This is a genomic window from Bacillus sp. 3a (assembly GCF_017161885.1).
GTDB lineage: Bacteria > Bacillota > Bacilli > Bacillales > Bacillaceae > Bacillus > Bacillus safensis.
Genome location: NZ_CP067376.1, coordinates 415,185 through 435,305, shown reverse-complemented (window position 1 = coordinate 435,305; position 20,121 = coordinate 415,185). Strand labels below are relative to the sequence as shown.

At 43.5% G+C, this 20,121-nt stretch carries 19 protein-coding genes, 2 tRNA genes, 3 rRNA genes and 1 other RNA gene; 21 read left to right on the top strand and 4 right to left on the bottom strand.

The features are described from left to right. Window positions 1-71 precede the first annotated feature (71 nt). From JJ692_RS02080 to JJ692_RS02065, 4 genes are all read right to left on the bottom strand, one after another. On the bottom strand, window positions 72-731 hold the full coding sequence (locus JJ692_RS02080) for a deoxynucleoside kinase (protein ID WP_003218104.1): 660 nt from the start codon (window positions 729-731) through the stop codon (window positions 72-74). After that, window positions 728-1,351 carry a deoxynucleoside kinase gene (locus JJ692_RS02075; protein ID WP_039175853.1) on the bottom strand — a complete coding sequence of 208 codons (624 nt, stop codon included), beginning with the start codon at window positions 1,349-1,351 and terminating at the stop codon, window positions 728-730. Before JJ692_RS02075 ends, JJ692_RS02080 begins: the two co-directional genes overlap by 4 nt. Before the next feature lie 85 nt (window positions 1,352-1,436). After that, a complete protein-coding gene (locus JJ692_RS02070) occupies window positions 1,437-2,684 on the bottom strand; it encodes a glycoside hydrolase family 18 protein (RefSeq protein WP_238550053.1) in 1,248 nt (415 codons plus the stop codon). A 99-nt stretch (window positions 2,685-2,783) separates the two neighbouring features. After that, entirely contained in the window at window positions 2,784-3,338 is a 555-nt protein-coding gene (locus JJ692_RS02065; protein WP_024425761.1) for a cysteine hydrolase family protein, read from the bottom strand. Window positions 3,339-3,417: 79 nt separating this feature from the next. Between JJ692_RS02065 and tadA the strand changes: the two genes are divergently transcribed. From tadA to ricT, 21 genes are all read left to right on the top strand, one after another. Continuing rightward, window positions 3,418-3,894, top strand: coding sequence for a tRNA adenosine(34) deaminase TadA (gene tadA / locus JJ692_RS02060; RefSeq protein WP_024425762.1), 477 nt, complete (start codon window positions 3,418-3,420; stop codon window positions 3,892-3,894). A 76-nt stretch (window positions 3,895-3,970) separates the two neighbouring features. Further along, window positions 3,971-4,235: signal recognition particle sRNA large type (ffs, locus tag JJ692_RS02055), an RNA gene on the top strand. A 330-nt stretch (window positions 4,236-4,565) separates the two neighbouring features. Further along, window positions 4,566-6,278 carry a DNA polymerase III subunit gamma/tau gene (dnaX, locus tag JJ692_RS02050; RefSeq protein WP_024425763.1) on the top strand — a complete coding sequence of 571 codons (1,713 nt, stop codon included), beginning with the start codon at window positions 4,566-4,568 and terminating at the stop codon, window positions 6,276-6,278. Between the two features lie 26 nt (window positions 6,279-6,304). After that, window positions 6,305-6,628 carry a YbaB/EbfC family nucleoid-associated protein gene (locus JJ692_RS02045; protein WP_008342011.1) on the top strand — a complete coding sequence of 108 codons (324 nt, stop codon included), beginning with the start codon at window positions 6,305-6,307 and terminating at the stop codon, window positions 6,626-6,628. A gap of 15 nt (window positions 6,629-6,643) precedes the next feature. Then, a complete protein-coding gene (gene recR, locus JJ692_RS02040; protein WP_003218094.1) occupies window positions 6,644-7,240 on the top strand; it encodes a recombination protein RecR in 597 nt (198 codons plus the stop codon). 18 nt (window positions 7,241-7,258) lie between these two features. Further along, entirely contained in the window at window positions 7,259-7,483 is a 225-nt protein-coding gene (locus JJ692_RS02035) for a YaaL family protein (protein WP_024425764.1), read from the top strand. A 66-nt stretch (window positions 7,484-7,549) separates the two neighbouring features. Further along, complete coding sequence (locus JJ692_RS02030; protein ID WP_024425765.1) at window positions 7,550-7,813, top strand: pro-sigmaK processing inhibitor BofA family protein; 264 nt, start codon at window positions 7,550-7,552, stop codon at window positions 7,811-7,813. A gap of 273 nt (window positions 7,814-8,086) precedes the next feature. Continuing rightward, window positions 8,087-9,635, top strand: a 16S ribosomal RNA gene (locus JJ692_RS02025). A gap of 95 nt (window positions 9,636-9,730) precedes the next feature. Then, window positions 9,731-9,807: transfer RNA gene (locus JJ692_RS02020), tRNA-Ile, on the top strand. 14 nt (window positions 9,808-9,821) lie between these two features. Further along, window positions 9,822-9,897, top strand: a tRNA-Ala gene (locus JJ692_RS02015). Window positions 9,898-9,995: 98 nt separating this feature from the next. Further along, window positions 9,996-12,926 (top strand): 23S ribosomal RNA (locus JJ692_RS02010). A gap of 61 nt (window positions 12,927-12,987) precedes the next feature. Continuing rightward, window positions 12,988-13,103, top strand: a 5S ribosomal RNA gene (rrf, locus tag JJ692_RS02005). The 16S, 23S and 5S rRNA genes sit together here with 2 tRNA genes alongside, the layout of an rRNA operon. Window positions 13,104-13,274: 171 nt before the next feature. Continuing rightward, a complete protein-coding gene (locus JJ692_RS02000) occupies window positions 13,275-13,466 on the top strand; it encodes a sigma factor G inhibitor Gin (protein WP_024425620.1) in 192 nt (63 codons plus the stop codon). Window positions 13,467-13,594: 128 nt separating this feature from the next. Next, a complete protein-coding gene (locus tag JJ692_RS01995) occupies window positions 13,595-14,209 on the top strand; it encodes a 5-bromo-4-chloroindolyl phosphate hydrolysis family protein (protein WP_024425621.1) in 615 nt (204 codons plus the stop codon). An 18-nt stretch (window positions 14,210-14,227) separates the two neighbouring features. After that, complete coding sequence (locus tag JJ692_RS01990; RefSeq protein WP_206534154.1) at window positions 14,228-15,292, top strand: toxic anion resistance protein; 1,065 nt, start codon at window positions 14,228-14,230, stop codon at window positions 15,290-15,292. A 77-nt stretch (window positions 15,293-15,369) separates the two neighbouring features. Further along, window positions 15,370-16,779, top strand: coding sequence for an aminotransferase class I/II-fold pyridoxal phosphate-dependent enzyme (locus JJ692_RS01985; protein WP_206534153.1), 1,410 nt, complete (start codon window positions 15,370-15,372; stop codon window positions 16,777-16,779). Next, entirely contained in the window at window positions 16,776-17,414 is a 639-nt protein-coding gene (gene tmk, locus JJ692_RS01980; RefSeq protein WP_024427207.1) for a dTMP kinase, read from the top strand. The genes JJ692_RS01985 and tmk overlap by 4 nt, the downstream gene beginning before the upstream one ends. A gap of 79 nt (window positions 17,415-17,493) precedes the next feature. Further along, window positions 17,494-17,823, top strand: coding sequence for a cyclic-di-AMP receptor (locus JJ692_RS01975; RefSeq protein ID WP_024425625.1), 330 nt, complete (start codon window positions 17,494-17,496; stop codon window positions 17,821-17,823). 12 nt (window positions 17,824-17,835) lie between these two features. Then, window positions 17,836-18,276, top strand: coding sequence for a YaaR family protein (locus tag JJ692_RS01970; RefSeq protein ID WP_024425626.1), 441 nt, complete (start codon window positions 17,836-17,838; stop codon window positions 18,274-18,276). A gap of 11 nt (window positions 18,277-18,287) precedes the next feature. Continuing rightward, a complete protein-coding gene (gene holB / locus JJ692_RS01965) occupies window positions 18,288-19,277 on the top strand; it encodes a DNA polymerase III subunit delta' (protein WP_024425627.1) in 990 nt (329 codons plus the stop codon). A 2-nt stretch (window positions 19,278-19,279) separates the two neighbouring features. Further along, window positions 19,280-20,107, top strand: coding sequence for a competence/sporulation regulator complex protein RicT (gene ricT, locus JJ692_RS01960; protein ID WP_024425628.1), 828 nt, complete (start codon window positions 19,280-19,282; stop codon window positions 20,105-20,107). The last annotated feature ends 14 nt before the right edge of the window (window positions 20,108-20,121 follow it).

The following is a 20,121-nucleotide window of genomic DNA, read 5'->3' as shown; positions in this document are numbered from 1 at the left end:
GTTGAATTGAACGCAAGCATAAAAATTGGAAATTGTCAAACCGCTGCATTTCGCGAATGCAGCGGTTTTTTTTATTTTGTTTTAGAGCGATTTTTTTGAATAACAGAAGCTATTTCATGAAGAATGGGATCAAGTGAGCTTTCATCATGAAGTAAGTCGTAATCTTCAATATTAATTTTAATCACAGGGCATAAATCAAATTGTTCGATCCATTCCGTGTATCGAGTGTACATTTCTTCCCAATAAGCTCGGTCAGTTTGAGTTTCCATCTCTCTGCCGCGTTCCTCAATACGATGTAAAATATGATCTAAATCCCCGTGTAGATAGATGAGGACATCAGGGTGAGGGAAGTAAGGTGTCATCACCATCGCCTCAAATAGGCTTGTATACGTTTCATAATCGACCTCAGACATCGTACCTTTGTCCGCATGCATTTTTGCAAAAATGCCAGTATCCTCATAAATGGAACGATCTTGTACATATCCTCCGCCAGATTCAAAGATCCGCTTTTGCTCCTTAAAACGCTCAGCTAAGAAATAGACCTGTAAGTGGAAGCTCCATCTTTGGAAATCTGAATAAAAAGGCTCTAAATATGGGTTATCATCTACTTTTTCAAGAGAGGTTTGAAACCCTAGCTTGTCCGCTATTGTTTTGGTCATAGTTGATTTGCCGACACCAACAGTCCCGGCAATTGTGATGACTGCGTCCTTTGGTATTTCGATATTGTTCATAGTACTTGCTCCTTTATGTTCTGTACAATTTGCTGGTAATCTTGCTGTGAGGAAACGAAGTCTGTATGATCTCCTTCAATTGTAATGATAGGAAGCCCTGGCTCAGTCTGTTTTAAATGTTCAATAGCCAGCTCGTAATCTTCAATGAGTGTTTTTAAATAAGCTGGGTCGATGTCTTCTTCAAAAGAGCGTCCTCTCATCTGTATTCTTTCAAGTAAGGTGGGAAGGCTGGCTTTTATATAGATCATGGCATTTGGTTTAGGAAGATCATCTGTTAGCAGGTGATAGATCTTTCTGTATTTATCCATGTGCTTTTTTGATAATGTTCTTTCTGCAAATATCATATTTTTATAGACGTGATAATCAGTGACAACTGGCTGCTGTTTATTCACATAGTTTTCTTCAATTAATTCTAACTGTTTGAACCGATTGCATAAAAAGAACATCTCAAGCTGAAAGCTCCATTGTTCCATATCTTCATAAAATTTATCTAAGAATGGATTTTCTTCTACAATCTCTTTTACTAAAGGAAATTGAAATTCCTTCGCAAGCATTGTAGCCAAAGTTGTTTTTCCGGCTCCAATCGGGCCTTCCACTGCAATAAAAGGGGCAGGATACATAGGCGTTCTCCTCTATCTATAAAGTTAAAGTTGTCAAACCAATGTATATTGTACCATACCCCTTCTAATAGATAGAGTGAATGGATTACGATGTCGTTCTTTTTTCAATATTAAATTGATCTGATAATAAGAGCCAATTTTGTGGGAAAGATAGACCTAATTTCCAATAAGCAATGCCGTTCAAATTTAGCTCTTTGATGAGGTTGAACTTTGCTTGAATTGATCTAGCGTCTTCGAACCAGACCTCATGCTCTTTGTTGTTGGCATCTGTATAACGAAAATGGGGTGCTTGTGCTGTTTCGTCGTATAAGATAGAGACATTGTGCTCTCTAGCAAGTGCAATTGCTTGTTGAGGACTGACGGCTTTGGCTATGGGACCGCCCTGGACGAAAGGAAGTGTCCAATCATAGCCGTATAAATTCTGCCCCATTACAATTTTATTGGCCGGTATGACAGTTAATGCATATTCAATGACTTGGCGGACAGGTCCAATTGGAGAGACAGCTTGTGGAGGGCCGCCGCTGTATCCCCATTCATAGGTCATCAACACAACGTGATCGACGATCTTACCGATCGCTTCATAGTCATGGGCTTCATACCATTTGCCCTTTTGCTGACTACTTGTTTTTGGTGCAAGTGCAACAGATATTGTCCATCCTTCTTGATGGAAACGGGCTGTTGCTTCTCTTAAAAATTGAATATAAGCATCTTTATCAGCAGGGCGTAAATATTCAAAATCAAAATGGATTTCCTTGAATTGGTACTTTTTAGCAACTCGAACAATTTCATTTAAAAATGCCGTTTTGACAGATTGGTTAGTTAAAAGAATACGCCCAAGTTCATCACTGAATTTTTCATTCTCTAGATTTGTCACCACCATGGTTAATACAGTTCTGTTCTGAGCGGCAATCTGGGGTAGTTGGTCTAACGGTGGTTCTCGCAGTGTACCATCTCTTTGTGCTTGAAAACTAAAGACGTCTAAATGGGTTAAGTATGGGGAGGCCTCTCTAGCTGCCTGCTTTAAGTTTTCACTGACTTGATTTCCCCGTGGTTCAATATAAGCATTGGAATTAATGTTCCTTTTCGGTCTTTGTGGAATATAGAGCAAGAAACGAATAGGCAGTATCGCTTCAGGCCGAATTCTGTTCACGCGTGCCAATTCTTCTACTGAAATTTTAAACCGTCTACCAATTTGATATAGTGTGTCATTTCGTTTGACCTCATAAAATTGACCTCTAATTGGAATGACAATTGTTTGTCCAATGACGAGTTGATTTGGTGTTTCGATTTCGTTAGTACGGATGATTTCATTGACTGTCGTTTTAAAACGCATAGCAATGTCGTTTAAAGTATCTCCTCTTTTGACAACATAAATTTGAATAGTCAACGCCCCCTTTGTTATTGCTAACAATTTATGAGGGTTATAGCTAAATCATGTTTGATTTTCATTCGTGATTTCCTTAGCGGTAGTGATTTTGGCTAGAAGAACGTTCTCCATCATCGTTAAAGCGTAGTCGTTATCTCTGTCGTCGTTTGAAGCGATACAATCTTTAGGTACAATTAGATTGTATTCTCGCATGTATGCGTCATTTGCAGTGAACAAAACGCAAATGTTTCCGGCAATTCCAGTTAGAATAATGTCCTCAACACCTAATTCATTTAAGAGTGTCTCTAGTGCAGTACCATAGAAGGCAGAATGCTTAGGTTTAATTAAGAAGTAATTATCTTTAGATGGTGTCATTTTCTCTAAAATAGGAGCGCTTCTTTCGTTTTTGCATGTTTCCAAAACAGCTTGGATATCAGCCTTCCAAAGTCCGTAGTGATCGTTGATATAAATGATTGGCCAATTTTCCTTGAAAGCATGTTGTTTAAGAGCTAAAATTTTATTGGTCATTTGCTCTGTTTTTTCTGCAAGCACATGTCCCATTTCAAAATCAAAATCATTAATCATGTCGATAATAAGCAGCGCCTTTTTTTGCTTTGACAAAATAAGACCCCCTTTAAAAGATTGTGATAATATGTTAACCTCAATTTCCTTTTAAAAAACATGAAAAGAGAGCCGTGCCATGACGAAAGATGAACAGTTTATGCAAGAAGCCATTACTGAAGCCTTAAAAGCAGAACAAATAGGGGAAGTGCCGATTGGTGCGATCATTGTTGTTGATGATCAAATCGTGAGCCGGGCTCATAATTTAAGGGAAAGTGAGCAGCGTTCGATTGCACATGCAGAATTACTTGCTATTGATGAAGCATGTAAAGCGACAGGGAGCTGGCGTTTAGAAGATGCTGTGCTTTATGTTACGCTTGAGCCATGCCCAATGTGTGCGGGTGCTATTGTTCTTTCTAGAGTGAAAAAGGTCGTTTTTGGTGCATACGATCCAAAAGGTGGATGCGCAGGTACTTTAATGAATTTACTGGATGATGAACGGTTCAATCATCAGTCTGAGGTCATCGGTGGTGTACTTGAAAATCAGTGTGGTGAGCTGTTAAGTCAGTTCTTCCGAAATCTCCGTCAGCGAAAGAAACAAGCCAAAAGTAAATGAATGGATGTCGTTTGCAATTTGAGCTATAAGAAGGTATACTTATGTCTGCATCACTAACAATTTAATATTCATTTTGCCGTGCTAAGCGGGGAGGTAGCGGTGCCCTGTACTCGCAATCCGCTCTAGCGAGGCCGAATCCCTTCTCGAGGTTCGTTTACTTCAAGGTCTGCCTTAAATAAGTGGTGTTGACGTCTGGGTCCTGCGCAATGGGAATTCATGAACCATGTCAGGTCCGGAAGGAAGCAGCATTAAGTGAAACCTCTCATGTGCCGCAGGGTTGCCTGGGCCGAGCTAACTGTTTAAGTAACGCTTGGGGTAGCGAATCGACAGAAGGTGCACGGTAAATCAATATTAAATGTAACTCATCTAGTTTAACTAGGTGAGTTTTTTGTTGCTGTTCAAAGAATAGCTTAACTGCTTTGGTTATACAAATAGATAAAAAGTCTTTTTGGAGCCATTTGTTTTTTTCATAAATCGCAAAAAGAACTGGTGTTCCGTTTGGGGTTTCAGATCTTTTTACAAAGCTAGAAAATACGTTTTTAATACATGGAAAGTAGAAAATCTTTAGTAGAAATCATCTTTTTGGCATATTAGAAAATAAAGGTGTGCTTTTGAATTGATCGGTGCATCATGTATAATGAAAAGGATGATAAATGGAGGAGGGCGTATTTGTGAGTTATCAAGCTTTATATCGAGTGTTCAGACCTCAAGTTTTTGAGGATGTTGTTGGACAAGAACACATCACAAAAACGTTGCAAAATGCCCTTTTGCAGAAAAAGTTTTCTCATGCTTACTTATTTTCAGGTCCTAGAGGAACAGGTAAAACAAGTGCTGCCAAAATCTTTGCTAAGGCAGTGAACTGTGAAAAGTCACCTGTTAGCGAGCCGTGTAATGAATGTGATGCCTGTAAAGGGATTACAAACGGTTCAATTTCAGACGTGATTGAAATAGATGCTGCCTCGAATAACGGGGTAGATGAAATCCGGGATATACGTGATAAAGTGAAATTTGCTCCTTCGGCGGTTACATATAAGGTTTATATTATAGATGAAGTACATATGCTCTCTATCGGTGCATTTAATGCTCTCCTTAAAACGCTGGAAGAACCGCCTGCTCATTGTATCTTTATTTTGGCTACCACAGAGCCCCATAAGATTCCTCTTACCATCATATCTCGTTGTCAGCGATTTGATTTTAAACGAATCACGACCAAAGATATTGTTGGAAGAATGGAGAAAATTGTAGATGCAGAAGGCCTTGACGTACAGGAGGGTTCGCTCGAGATTATTGCTAGTGCAGCTGATGGCGGTATGCGTGATGCACTAAGTCTCTTGGATCAAGCGATCTCATTTAGTGGTGAACAATTGACAATTGATGATGCGCTGCTCATTACAGGTGCTGTATCTCAGCATTTCATTAGTCAGCTTGCTGAAGCAATTTTTGATCAAAATATTGCCGCAGCGTTAGATACATTAAATGAATTGCTCCAGCAGGGGAAAGATGCTGCTAAATTAATAGAGGATATGATTTTTTACTTTAGAGATATGCTGCTTTATAAAACGGCACCAGATCTCGAGGGGGTCCTTGAAAAGGTAAAGGTCGACGAAAGTTTCGTGGCGCTGTCAGATCGTGTGACACCTCAGTTTCTGTATGAAACCATTGAAGTCCTGAATAAAAGCCACCAAGAAATGAAATGGACAAATCATCCAAGGATTTTCTTTGAGGTAGCTGTTGTAAAGCTGTGTCAGTCAACAGCAGGATTGACACAAGGCCATGCTGACGCTGATTTAACGGCGCTAACAGATAAAATAAACAGGCTGGAACAGGAACTATCAAGGCTAAGAGCCGAAGGTGTACCAATGTCTCCATCTCATAGCCCTCAAGAAAAAAAGGAAGCGCCTCGACCACAAACGAGTAACAAAAATGGCTATCGTGCTCCTGTCGGCCGAATTCATGAGATTCTAAAAGAAGCGAAACGGCCTGAGTTAGAAAAAATTAAAGGCAAATGGGGAGAGCTCCTTGCCCAGTTGAAACAGCAGAATAAGGTGTCTCACGCTGCGTTATTAACGGACAGTGAGCCAGTTGCGGCTGCTTCGCATGCCTTTGTTTTAAAATTCAAATTTGAAATACATTGTAAAATGGTTGCTGAAGATAAAAGCGGTGTTCGGACCAATCTTGAACAACTGCTAGAGTCTATGTTAGGAAAAAGAGTGGAATTAGTTGGCGTTCCTGACGCTCAATGGGGTAAAATAAGAGAAGAATTTTTAAGAGATCATCAGCCGGATGAACAAGCGGATGGTCAGGGAACTTCTACTGAAGAGGATCCATTGATTGCGGAAGCAAAAAAATTAGTAGGAACTGATTTAATTGAAATTAAAGATTAATAAAAATGAAAGAGAGTGGTGTTCATATGCGCGGTGGAATGGGAAACATGCAAAAAATGATGAAACAAATGCAAAAAATGCAAAAGGATATGGCGAAGGCTCAAGAAGAGCTTGCAGAAAAAGTTCTTGAAGGTACAGCTGGTGGCGGTATGGTCACTGTCAAAGTAAATGGACAAAAAGAAGTCGTTGATGTAGCAATTAATGAAGAAGTTGTTGATCCAGAAGATATTGATATGCTTCAAGATCTTGTACTTGCTGCGACAAACGATGCATTGAAAAAAGTCGATGAGCTAACGAATGAAACGATGGGTCAATTCACAAAAGGAATGAACATGCCAGGTTTATTCTAGGAGGAATAACTGAAGATGCAATATCCTGAACCAATATCAAAGCTGATTGACAGCTTTATGAAATTGCCAGGAATCGGACCGAAAACTGCGGTCCGTCTGGCTTTTTTTGTTCTTAGTATGCAGGAAGATGTCGTACTAGATTTTGCGAAGGCGCTTGTAAATGCAAAGCGTAATTTAACTTATTGTTCGGTATGCGGTCATATCACAGACCAAGATCCTTGCTATATTTGTGAAGATACAAGAAGAGATCAATCTGTTATCTGTGTAGTGCAGGATCCAAAAGATGTAATCGCAATGGAAAAAATGAAAGAATACAACGGCTTATATCATGTGCTTCATGGTGCCATTTCGCCAATGGACGGAATTGGACCAGAGGATATTAAAATTCCTGACCTATTAAAAAGATTGCAAGACGATCAAGTGACAGAGGTGATCCTTGCAACCAATCCAAACATTGAAGGAGAAGCAACAGCCATGTATATCTCCAGATTGTTAAAACCATCAGGAATTAAACTCTCTCGCATTGCTCACGGACTTCCAGTAGGCGGGGATTTAGAGTATGCGGATGAAGTTACACTGTCTAAGGCTCTAGAAGGCAGACGTGAGATGTAGGAAGGAGAAGTACGGTACATGGGTTTTCTTCGCAGAAAATCAATTCGAAAAGAATTCGATGAGAAATTAATTCAACAGCTTTTTAAGCAAAAGGAAGAATGGAACAGACAAAAAAAGCTTGTCGCAAATAGCGTTGAGCCTTCACCGGACATTCTATTCGAATTAAAGCTTGCTCAAGCGAAGTACTTTTTCTATCTGAGAGAAGCGAAAAAGAGGAATTTACGTTTAAACAACTGGAAATAGCAGGTCTATTATACATAGTCCTCTCATATGCTTGTACTATTCATATGAAGAGGAGATGAGAGGATTATGGAACCTGTTATTGTGATCGGGTCAATTTTGCTAGCTGTGCTATTGTTGTTTATGTCAGGTGTGCAGGCGAATCCATTCAAATGGTTAGGGCTTATCGGAGTGAAGTTTATAGCAGGCGCTCTTTTTTTATTTTGCCTCAACCTATTTGGCGAGAGTCTAGGATTACATGTCTCTATTAACCCTGTAACGAGTGGAATTAGTGGTTTATTGGGTATTCCGGGCGTAGCAGCTTTAATCGTTATTGAAAAGTTTATTATTTAATGAAAAATATTATTGACTTTGATTCGATAGGGTGGTAAATTAATATACGTCGCTGATGACGAAGAAACGAAAAAACATAATAACAAAAAAGTTGTTGACACTAACAACTTGGATGTGATAAGATGTTCTAGTCGCTTCTGAAGCGGTAAACAAGTTCTTTGAAAACTAAACAAGACAAAACGTACCTGTTAATTCGAGTTTTTATAAAAAATCCTATGATACTTCATAGGTAGTCAGTCAAACTGGCGAAAAGCAAAACTTCGGTTTTGTACTTTTTCGGAGAGTTTGATCCTGGCTCAGGACGAACGCTGGCGGCGTGCCTAATACATGCAAGTCGAGCGGACAGAAGGGAGCTTGCTCCCGGATGTTAGCGGCGGACGGGTGAGTAACACGTGGGTAACCTGCCTGTAAGACTGGGATAACTCCGGGAAACCGGAGCTAATACCGGATAGTTCCTTGAACCGCATGGTTCAAGGATGAAAGACGGTTTCGGCTGTCACTTACAGATGGACCCGCGGCGCATTAGCTAGTTGGTGGGGTAATGGCTCACCAAGGCGACGATGCGTAGCCGACCTGAGAGGGTGATCGGCCACACTGGGACTGAGACACGGCCCAGACTCCTACGGGAGGCAGCAGTAGGGAATCTTCCGCAATGGACGAAAGTCTGACGGAGCAACGCCGCGTGAGTGATGAAGGTTTTCGGATCGTAAAGCTCTGTTGTTAGGGAAGAACAAGTGCGAGAGTAACTGCTCGCACCTTGACGGTACCTAACCAGAAAGCCACGGCTAACTACGTGCCAGCAGCCGCGGTAATACGTAGGTGGCAAGCGTTGTCCGGAATTATTGGGCGTAAAGGGCTCGCAGGCGGTTTCTTAAGTCTGATGTGAAAGCCCCCGGCTCAACCGGGGAGGGTCATTGGAAACTGGGAAACTTGAGTGCAGAAGAGGAGAGTGGAATTCCACGTGTAGCGGTGAAATGCGTAGAGATGTGGAGGAACACCAGTGGCGAAGGCGACTCTCTGGTCTGTAACTGACGCTGAGGAGCGAAAGCGTGGGGAGCGAACAGGATTAGATACCCTGGTAGTCCACGCCGTAAACGATGAGTGCTAAGTGTTAGGGGGTTTCCGCCCCTTAGTGCTGCAGCTAACGCATTAAGCACTCCGCCTGGGGAGTACGGTCGCAAGACTGAAACTCAAAGGAATTGACGGGGGCCCGCACAAGCGGTGGAGCATGTGGTTTAATTCGAAGCAACGCGAAGAACCTTACCAGGTCTTGACATCCTCTGACAACCCTAGAGATAGGGCTTTCCCTTCGGGGACAGAGTGACAGGTGGTGCATGGTTGTCGTCAGCTCGTGTCGTGAGATGTTGGGTTAAGTCCCGCAACGAGCGCAACCCTTGATCTTAGTTGCCAGCATTCAGTTGGGCACTCTAAGGTGACTGCCGGTGACAAACCGGAGGAAGGTGGGGATGACGTCAAATCATCATGCCCCTTATGACCTGGGCTACACACGTGCTACAATGGACAGAACAAAGGGCTGCAAGACCGCAAGGTTTAGCCAATCCCATAAATCTGTTCTCAGTTCGGATCGCAGTCTGCAACTCGACTGCGTGAAGCTGGAATCGCTAGTAATCGCGGATCAGCATGCCGCGGTGAATACGTTCCCGGGCCTTGTACACACCGCCCGTCACACCACGAGAGTTTGCAACACCCGAAGTCGGTGAGGTAACCTTTATGGAGCCAGCCGCCGAAGGTGGGGCAGATGATTGGGGTGAAGTCGTAACAAGGTAGCCGTATCGGAAGGTGCGGCTGGATCACCTCCTTTCTAAGGATATATGGAGCAGCGTACGTTTTCGTCTTGTTTAGTTTTGAAGGAACTTGCAAAAGATCCTACAACATCATATCTTCGATATGAAAGATGGGCCTGTAGCTCAGCTGGTTAGAGCGCACGCCTGATAAGCGTGAGGTCGGTGGTTCGAGTCCACTCAGGCCCACCATCTTCTATTAAATTGGGGCCTTAGCTCAGCTGGGAGAGCGCCTGCCTTGCACGCAGGAGGTCAGCGGTTCGATCCCGCTAGGCTCCACCAACGTGTTCTTTGAAAACTAGATAACAATAAGTAATACATTCACATTGAATGCAATGCAAAGTTCATCACACATAGTGATTCTTTCTAAAGTAAGAAATGGTTAAGTTAGAAAGGGCGCACGGTGGATGCCTTGGCACTAGGAGCCGATGAAGGACGGGACGAACACCGATATGCTTCGGGGAGCTGTAAGCAAGCTTTGATCCGGAGATTTCCGAATGGGGAAACCCACTGCTCGTAATGGAGTAGTATCCATACTTGAATACATAGAGTATGAGAAGGCATACCCGGGGAACTGAAACATCTAAGTACCCGGAGGAAGAGAAAGCAAATGCGATTCCCTGAGTAGCGGCGAGCGAAACGGGAACAGCCCAAACCAAGAGGCTTGCCTCTTGGGGTTGTAGGACACTCTATACGGAGTTACAAAGGAATGATATAAGCGAAGAGGTCTGGAAAGGCCCGCCAAAGAAGGTAACAGCCCTGTAACTGAAATGTCATTCTCTCCAGAGTGGATCCTGAGTACGGCGGAACACGTGAAATTCCGTCGGAATCCGGGAGGACCATCTCCCAAGGCTAAATACTCCCTAGTGACCGATAGTGAACCAGTACCGTGAGGGAAAGGTGAAAAGCACCCCGGAAGGGGAGTGAAATAGATCCTGAAACCGTGTGCCTACAAGTAGTCAGAGCCCGTTAACGGGTGATGGCGTGCCTTTTGTAGAATGAACCGGCGAGTTACGATCCCGTGCAAGGTTAAGCAGAAGATGCGGAGCCGCAGCGAAAGCGAGTCTGAATAGGGCGCATGAGTACGTGGTCGTAGACCCGAAACCAGGTGATCTACCCATGTCCAGGGTGAAGTTCAGGTAACACTGAATGGAGGCCCGAACCCACGCACGTTGAAAAGTGCGGGGATGAGGTGTGGGTAGGGGTGAAATGCCAATCGAACCTGGAGATAGCTGGTTCTCTCCGAAATAGCTTTAGGGCTAGCCTCAAGGTAAGAGTCTCGGAGGTAGAGCACTGATTGGACTAGGGGCCCCTACCGGGTTACCGAATTCAGTCAAACTCCGAATGCCGATGACTTATCCTTGGGAGTCAGACTGCGAGTGATAAGATCCGTAGTCGAAAGGGAAACAGCCCAGACCGCCAGCTAAGGTCCCAAAGTATACGTTAAGTGGAAAAGGATGTGGAGTTGCTTAGACAACCAGGATGTTGGCTTAGAAGCAGCCACCATTTAAAGAGTGCGTAATAGCTCACTGGTCGAGTGACTCTGCGCCGAAAATGTACCGGGGCTAAACGTATCACCGAAGCTGCGGACTGTTCTTACGAACAGTGGTAGGAGAGCGTTCTAAGGGCTGTGAAGCCAGACCGGAAGGACTGGTGGAGCGCTTAGAAGTGAGAATGCCGGTATGAGTAGCGAAAGACGGGTGAGAATCCCGTCCACCGAATGCCTAAGGTTTCCTGAGGAAGGCTCGTCCGCTCAGGGTTAGTCGGGACCTAAGCCGAGGCCGAAAGGCGTAGGCGATGGACAACAGGTTGATATTCCTGTACCACCTCCTCACCATTTGAGCAATGGGGGGACGCAGGAGGATAGGGTAAGCGCGGTATTGGATATCCGCGTCCAAGCAGTTAGGCTGGGAAATAGGCAAATCCGTTTCCCGTAAAGGCTGAGCTGTGATGGCGAGCGAAATTTAGTAGCGAAGTTCCTGATTCCACACTGCCAAGAAAAGCCTCTAGCGAGGTGAGAGGTGCCCGTACCGCAAACCGACACAGGTAGGCGAGGAGAGAATCCTAAGGTGATCGAGAGAACTCTCGTTAAGGAACTCGGCAAAATGACCCCGTAACTTCGGGAGAAGGGGTGCTTCTTAGGGTGTTAAAGCCCCGAGAAGCCGCAGTGAATAGGCCCAGGCGACTGTTTAGCAAAAACACAGGTCTCTGCGAAGCCGTAAGGCGAAGTATAGGGGCTGACGCCTGCCCGGTGCTGGAAGGTTAAGAGGAGCGCTTAGCGTAAGCGAAGGTGCGAATTGAAGCCCCAGTAAACGGCGGCCGTAACTATAACGGTCCTAAGGTAGCGAAATTCCTTGTCGGGTAAGTTCCGACCCGCACGAAAGGCGCAACGATCTGGGCACTGTCTCAACGAGAGACTCGGTGAAATTATAGTACCTGTGAAGATGCAGGTTACCCGCGACAGGACGGAAAGACCCCGTGGAGCTTTACTGCAGCCTGATATTGAATGTTGGTACAGCTTGTACAGGATAGGTAGGAGCCTTGGAAACCGGAGCGCTAGCTTCGGTGGAGGCATCGGTGGGATACTACCCTGGCTGTATTGACCTTCTAACCCGCTGCCCTTATCGGGCAGGGAGACAGTGTCAGGTGGGCAGTTTGACTGGGGCGGTCGCCTCCTAAAATGTAACGGAGGCGCCCAAAGGTTCCCTCAGAATGGTTGGAAATCATTCGCAGAGTGTAAAGGCACAAGGGAGCTTGACTGCGAGACCTACAAGTCGAGCAGGGACGAAAGTCGGGCTTAGTGATCCGGTGGTTCCGCATGGAAGGGCCATCGCTCAACGGATAAAAGCTACCCCGGGGATAACAGGCTTATCTCCCCCAAGAGTCCACATCGACGGGGAGGTTTGGCACCTCGATGTCGGCTCATCGCATCCTGGGGCTGTAGTCGGTCCCAAGGGTTGGGCTGTTCGCCCATTAAAGCGGTACGCGAGCTGGGTTCAGAACGTCGTGAGACAGTTCGGTCCCTATCCGTCGCGGGCGCAGGAAATTTGAGAGGAGCTGTCCTTAGTACGAGAGGACCGGGATGGACGCACCGCTGGTGTACCAGTTGTTCTGCCAAGGGCATCGCTGGGTAGCTATGTGCGGACGGGATAAGTGCTGAAAGCATCTAAGCATGAAGCCCCCCTCAAGATGAGATTTCCCATTCCGCAAGGAAGTAAGATCCCTGAAAGATGATCAGGTTGATAGGTCTGAGGTGGAAGCGTGGTGACACGTGGAGCTGACAGATACTAATAGATCGAGGACTTAACCTATATTCTATTGTGAAGCATGAACATTGTTATCTAGTTTTGAGAGAACATTCTCTCCATCAGGTTTGGTGGCGATAGCGAAGAGGTCACACCCGTTCCCATACCGAACACGGAAGTTAAGCTCTTCAGCGCCGATGGTAGTTGGGGGTTTCCCCCTGTGAGAGTAGGACGCCGCCAAGCTTCTATAAGGATCAGTTCCAGTCGGAACTGGTCTTTTTTGTTTTTTAAGAAAAGGAACAAACACTCGATCTGACATGGATACATATACTAAACTACCATCTAAAACATTCTTAATTTTGTATACAATTGAAAGCGCTAGGGCATACTGAAGCTATAAGTGGAGGTGTCACAATGAGCAAAAAAGAGCGAGAAGCGATTTGTTTGATTTGTGAAGAGAAAAAAACAAAGGGAATTTATTTATATCATCAGTTTTTGTGCCGAGAATGTGAGAGAAAGTTAATTTCTACATCGACCTCGGATCCTAGCTATGCCGATTATGTTAGAAAGCTAAAAAATCTTCATACGCCGCCTTTGTATTCATAGACCATTAGATGGTCTTTTTTTATGAGCTATGGAGGATTGGGCCTGTTTTTTGGAACTTAGTTTGGACATCATCCGTAATTAATAATAAGATAAACAGAGAGCCTGATTATTCATAGGAGTCGATGAACATGAAATCAATCTTTTATACATTTATATGGGCCATCCTCTCTACTTTTTTTTCGCTTGTGATTTTAACCGTCAGTATTGGGGTTTTCCATCATCATGTTGGATTATCGATACTGTATGCGATGATGGGGTGGGGCGTGATGTTTGCAGGGAGCAGATGGGTTGCTTTCCAGTTGTTTTTAAAGAAACACGGACTGTCTCGTAGTGATTATGTATATATCAAACAGCATTTAAAAGAAGCAGGACAAAAGCTTGTACGTTTAAAGAAGGCTTTATTTGCTGTGAAGAACGTACAGACGATCAAACATAATTATGAAATTCTCCGACTTGCACGACGAATCTATACGATTACAAAAAAAGAGCCGACCCGGTTTTATGATGCACAACGTTTTTATTTTGAAAGCTTGGATTCTGTCGTTGAACTAACTGAAAAATATGCACTATTGTATAACCAGCCTGATCGCAGTCATGAGCTGGAAATGACACTAAGCCAAACTCGAGTGACGCTGACAGAACTGCAAAAGCAATTGACGAATGATTTGCAGCAAGTATTAGGAAGAGACATAGAAGCCCTTCATATTGAGCTTGAAGTGGCAGATAAAATGATAAAGAAATAATGAAAGGAGTCAAACGTAATGAAACCAGAAGATCACATCCCAACAGCATCTGCTTCCACTACAGATCTTCAGTTTCAGGTGTTTGATACCTTATCTGATGAGGAGAAACAAGAAGCCATACAGCGTGCTGAGCAGATCTCTGACAATCCGCAAAAGCTGCTTTTCTATGGTACACGTGTTCAGGAACGATTATTGGAACAATCACAACAAATGATGAAATATGTTGAGAAAAAAGATATCGATCAAATAGGAGACGTGCTTGAGGCCTTTTTGCACCAGCTGCATGTAGTAGAACCGGAGGACTTACTGCCAAAGAAGCAGGGCTTTTTTTCGAAGTTATTTCGGCGGGAGAAGCGTTCTACTCAGGAAATCATATCGCGTTTTCAACATGCAAAATCACAGATCGAGAGATTATCAGCAAGGCTTCGTTACGCAAAAGGCGGATTAATTTCGGATCATATGTTATTAGAGCGTTTATTTGAAGAAAATCAAACTTTTTTCCAAGAAATGACGCTGCAGGTTGCAGCAGTTGAAGCGAAAATGACCACTTTAGAGAAGCAGATCATATCAGAACCGGAGCAGATTGGTAATCGGACTATAGAGGAGCAATTGATGAGTCAGGAAGTCAATGCAGAAGAATATATGGAGAGGTTGAAAGAACGGAAATATGATTTGCTGCTAAGCCGGCAAATTGCGTTGCAATGTAATGCCCAAATTCGAATGATCCAGCATACGAATCATACATTGGCCAATCACATTCAATCAACAGTTTCTGCATCTATTCCTCTATGGATCAACCAAATGTCGATTGCATTAACGCATATTCAACAGCGTGCCAATTCAGCTCTTGAGAATCGAATCCAAAAAACATATGAAAAGGTATCAAAGCAGCAGGGGGAGCTTCTTGAAGAGGCAGCTTTTGCACCTATAGATACGTTGAAAAAGGTTCAACGCCAATTAGCTGAAACCTTACAGGAAACGTTACAGGTGAAAGAGCATGGAAGCCAAGAGCGAGCCCAATTGAAAAACAGCATGTATGAGGCAGAACAGCAGCTGGCGAATCACCAGCCAATAAAGGAATGAGAATCCATCTTTCGGTTCCCTTGTATGAACGTTATAATAGACATAAGATATCGTTAAAGTGAAAAGGGTCGATTTGTTTGAAAATACCTTTATATACAGCATTAGCACAACATGCGGAAAAGAAGCCTTATTCTTTCCACGTTCCAGGACATCACAATGGAGATGTCTTTTTTGATGAGGCACGGACTTATTATGACTCAATTCTTCAGCTGGATGTAACAGAACTTGAAGGATTAGATGATCTCCATCATCCAACTGGTGTGATTCAAGAGGCTGAACATTTATTGGCAAAGCTATATGGATCAGATCAAAGCTTTTTTCTTGTGAATGGGACAACTGTCGGAAATTTAGCGATGGTGATGGCAGCCTGTCGTGCGGGAGATGAGATTTTCGTCCAGCGAAATTGTCATAAGTCTGTTTACCATGCGATTGAGCTTGCAGGAGCAACGCCTATTATGGTAGAAGCTGAGATAGATCAACACCTGCATGTTCCAACACATGTGACGGATGAAACAGTCAAAAAAGCCATTGCCAAACATCCTAATTGCCGGGCGATCGTTTTGACTTATCCGAACTACTATGGTCATGCAGCTGATTTATCAAAACTGATACACATGTGCCACGAAGCAGGCATGATCGTTTTGGTTGATGAGGCACATGGTGCACATTTTGTATTAGGCGGCGCTTTTCCTCCATCTGCTCTTTCCTATGGAGCTGACGTGGTGGTACAATCAGCACATAAAACCCTTCCGGCCATGACGATGGGATCCTACCTTCATCTACAGGGAGGGCGAATGGATGCCAAACGTTTGAAAACATTCCTCACGATGCTTCAAAGCAGTTCTCCATCCTATCCAATTATGGCCTCATTAGATGTGGCAAGGGCCTATGTCGAGGAGATCAAGAAAAAAGGGATTTTGGATGGAATCATGAAAGGGCTGGCAGAGCTGAAAAATGAGTTCAATCGTATACCTCAGCTTGAAGTGGTCGAGTCTGAATTGCTTTCTAACGATCCATTAAAATGTGTGATTCGATCAACAAAAGGGCTGACTGGTTATGAACTAAAACGAGTACTTGAATCAGTGGAGGTTCACCCAGAGCTTGCCGACGAACATCAGGTTTTACTTGTCTTTGGTTTAGAACAGAAGAAGGATATCCCTTTTAAACGGATAAAGCAGGTCCTTAATCAAAGCAATTCATTGCTCAAAGGAAAAGATCATTTCCTAAGAGAGGCGCTGGCTGATGACAACGAGGAGCATAGACAGGATATAGAAGCCGTCCCATTTGAACATGCAGCAGGACGGGTTAGTGCAGAATCGGTTATTCCATATCCACCGGGTATTCCTTTGATCGTTAAGGGAGAGCGTATTGAAATCGATCAGATTGCGGCTTTAAGCCGTTTGCTTGGACATCAGGTTCATGTTCAAGCCAGTCAGGTGATTCATCAGAGAAAATTATATGTTTATATAGAAGAGGAGACACTATGAGCGGTATGTTTATTACGTTTGAAGGGCCAGAGGGTGCTGGAAAAACGACAGTGATTCGAAAAGTGTATGAAGAAATGGAACGCCAAGGATATGCAGTGATGGCGACACGTGAGCCTGGCGGCATTGACATTGCAGAGCAGATTCGTGAAGTCATTTTAAATGAAAAAAACACAAAAATGGATGCGAAAACAGAAGCTTTGCTGTATGCAGCCGCAAGAAGGCAGCATTTGGCTGAGAAGGTAGAACCGGCATTACAGCGCGGGCAGACGGTTTTATGTGATCGTTTTGTCGATAGCTCCCTTGCTTATCAAGGCTATGCGAGAGGGCTTGGGATTGAAGAAGTAAAGTCAATTAACGACTTTGCTATCAATGGCACGATGCCGCAAATGACCATTTATTTTTCAATTACACCTGAGGAAGGGCTAAAGCGAATTGATGCCAACCAGGGAAGAGAAAAGAATCGATTAGACATGGAGACGCTGAATTTCCACCAGCTTGTCAGAGAAGGCTATGAACTGCTTATTGCACAATCGCCAGAACGATTCCGTGTAGTGGATGCGTCTCAGCCGATGCAGGCTGTCTATGAAGAAGTCCTTCAATTGATTCAGGACACATTAAAGCAAAATCAAATATGACCTAATTCCCAATCGTTGTTATAATATAGAGGAAGACATCGGCATGTCATCTGTGCCTAAAATAAAGGAGGCCAATCAAATGAAATTAATTGTTGCCGTTGTACAGGACCAAGATAGCAGCAAATTGTTGAAAATATTGACTGAACATCATTTCGGCGTGACAAAATTAGCTTCAACTGGTGGGTTTTTAAAGTCTGGGAATACGACTTTTATTATTGGTTGTGATGATGTCCGGGTGGATAAAGCATTACAGCTTATAAAAGAAAATTGCCGTAAACGTGATCAAATGATCGCGCCTGTCTCCCCAATGGGCGGAAATGCAGATTCATACGTACCATACCCTGTTGAGGTTGAAGTTGGCGGAGCTACTGTTTTTATTCTGCCAGTTGAACAATTTCATCAATTTTAAGGATGGGTTGCTGTGAAAATTAATCAAGATATGCGGCTGCGTTTAGAAAAGCGTGAACTTCAAGCGATGAAAGGAAGCCAGACATCTGCCTCCTTTAAAGCTTCGATGGAAACGCAAAGCGGCAAACTGCGCTTAGAACAGCTGACGGTCATGCTGAGTGATATCGAAGTGTTCGGAAAAAAGCTCGCAAAGTCACGAAACCTAAAGGATTTGGCTAGGTTTAAAGGACTGGTGAAGCGCTTTGTGAAAGAGACAGTCGATAATGGACTAAATATAGAAACATCAAGGAGCTTTGACATTTATGGCAACACACGTACACTTGCTTTGGTCAAAGCCTTAGATGAAAAGCTGATTGAATTAACCGAGGAAATGATGGATCAAGAGAAACCATCTATTGATTTGCTTGAACGTATTGGAGAAATAAAAGGTTTATTGATTAACCTTTACACATAGAGAGTGATAACATGGCAATTAGCTGGGATGACATGAATGATTTGCAGCCGCGCGTCATGCGGCTGATTTTTAATAGTATTGATAAAGACCGACTTGCGCACGCCTACTTATTTGAAGGAAAAAAAGGAACCGGAAAACTGGATGCAGCGATGCTTTTGGCTAAGAGCTTTTTTTGTTTGGAATCAGGAGTGAAACCATGTGAATCCTGTCAAAACTGCAAAAGGATTGCATCAGGAAACCATCCCGATTTACATCTTGTGCAGCCCGATGGCCAATCAATTAAAAAGGCGCAAGTGCAGGCATTGCAAGAGGAATTTACAAAAGCAGGTGTAGAATCTCACCGGAAAATGTATATTATTCTTCATGCGGACAAAATGACGGTCAATGCCGCGAACAGTTTATTGAAGTTCCTAGAGGAGCCTAATCGGGAAACGATGGCGGTTTTAATCACTGAGCAATCGCATAAAATGCTGGATACGATTATTTCAAGATGTCAGATGCTCAGCTTTCAGCCGCTGCAGCCACAATCCTTAGAGCAGCAGCTTTTACAAGAAGGCGTATCTCAGCATCTCGCAAGGCTTTTGTCGAATTTAACCAATAATTTAGCAGAAGCACTCGAATTAAGTCGAAATGATCAGTTTGCAGAGTCTAGAGCGAAAGTGATAAAATTGTATGAAGTCTTACACCAGCGAAAAGAACATGCATTTTTTTATATACAGGATCAATGGATGCCTTTTTTCAAAGAGAAAGACCTTCAAGAAACAGGTCTGGATATGCTTTTATTTATATATCGTGATGTATTGTCGATTCAAATAGGAAATGAAGATAAAGTCATTTATCAAGACTTATTCCAGACAATGAAGCAGCATGCGCTGCATTCCACACAGCAGATGGTGACCAGCCAGATCCTTGCTGTATTAGAAGCGAAAAAGAGACTTCAATCCAACGTGAATGCCCAAGGGCTGATGGAGCAATTGGTGTTGATGTTGCAGGAGGGATAAGCTTGTACAACGTAATTGGTGTTCGCTTTAAAAAAGCGGGCAAAATCTATTATTTCGATCCTAATGGATTTCATATAGAAAATGATAGTTGTGTCATTGTAGAAACGGTTAGAGGGGTTGAGTACGGACAAGTGGTCATCGCCAACAAAAAAGTAGATGAACACGATGTGGTTCTCCCTCTGCGTAAAGTCATTCGTGTAGCAGACGAACGAGACCGGCTCATCGTTGAGGAAAACAAAGAAGCAGCGATGACAGCCTTTGATACATGTCTTCAGAAAGTAAGTGAACATGGGCTGGAAATGAAATTGGTTGATGTTGAATTTACATTTGACCGAAACAAGGTCATCTTCTACTTCACAGCAGATGGCAGAGTTGATTTCCGTGAGCTAGTGAAGGATCTTGCATCAATCTTCAAAACGAGAATTGAACTTCGCCAGATTGGTGTAAGAGACGAGGCAAAAATGCTTGGCGGCATTGGTCCTTGCGGGCGAATGCTTTGCTGTTCGACATTCTTAGGAGACTTTGAACCAGTGTCGATTAAGATGGCAAAGGATCAAAACTTGTCGTTAAATCCGACAAAAATTTCAGGCCTATGCGGACGTTTGATGTGCTGCTTGAAATATGAGAATGATGAGTATGAAACAGCGAAAGAACAATTACCGGATATCGGCGAAACGATTCAGACATCTAATGGCTCTGCAAAGGTAGTAGGGCTCAATATTTTAGAACGAATTTTGCAAGTTGAATTAACCGGGCAAGAAAAAGTGATAGAATATACATGGGAAGAATTATTACAAGAAGGCGTTGTATCTGCACAAACAACTGAGTAACGAGGTGTGCCACC

Bases quoted from the DNA above. Each gene is read 5' to 3' on its own strand.
- tadA (WP_024425762.1), top strand. From the start codon at position 3,418: ATGACGAAAGATGAACAGTTTATGCAAGAAGCCATTACTGAAGCCTTA.
- JJ692_RS02045 (WP_008342011.1), top strand. From the start codon at position 6,305: ATGCGCGGTGGAATGGGAAACATGCAAAAAATGATGAAACAAATGCAA.
- JJ692_RS02000 (WP_024425620.1), top strand. From the start codon at position 13,275: ATGAGCAAAAAAGAGCGAGAAGCGATTTGTTTGATTTGTGAAGAGAAA.
- JJ692_RS01990 (WP_206534154.1), top strand. From the start codon at position 14,228: ATGAAACCAGAAGATCACATCCCAACAGCATCTGCTTCCACTACAGAT.
- JJ692_RS02075 (WP_039175853.1), bottom strand. From the start codon at position 1,351: ATGTATCCTGCCCCTTTTATTGCAGTGGAAGGCCCGATTGGAGCCGGA.
- JJ692_RS01995 (WP_024425621.1), top strand. From the start codon at position 13,595: ATGAAATCAATCTTTTATACATTTATATGGGCCATCCTCTCTACTTTT.
- JJ692_RS01975 (WP_024425625.1), top strand. From the start codon at position 17,494: ATGAAATTAATTGTTGCCGTTGTACAGGACCAAGATAGCAGCAAATTG.
- JJ692_RS02030 (WP_024425765.1), top strand. From the start codon at position 7,550: ATGGAACCTGTTATTGTGATCGGGTCAATTTTGCTAGCTGTGCTATTG.
- holB (WP_024425627.1), top strand. From the start codon at position 18,288: ATGGCAATTAGCTGGGATGACATGAATGATTTGCAGCCGCGCGTCATG.
- recR (WP_003218094.1), top strand. From the start codon at position 6,644: ATGCAATATCCTGAACCAATATCAAAGCTGATTGACAGCTTTATGAAA.
- tmk (WP_024427207.1), top strand. From the start codon at position 16,776: ATGAGCGGTATGTTTATTACGTTTGAAGGGCCAGAGGGTGCTGGAAAA.
- JJ692_RS02035 (WP_024425764.1), top strand. From the start codon at position 7,259: ATGGGTTTTCTTCGCAGAAAATCAATTCGAAAAGAATTCGATGAGAAA.
- JJ692_RS02070 (WP_238550053.1), bottom strand. From the start codon at position 2,684: ATGCGTTTTAAAACGACAGTCAATGAAATCATCCGTACTAACGAAATC.
- JJ692_RS02080 (WP_003218104.1), bottom strand. From the start codon at position 731: ATGAACAATATCGAAATACCAAAGGACGCAGTCATCACAATTGCCGGG.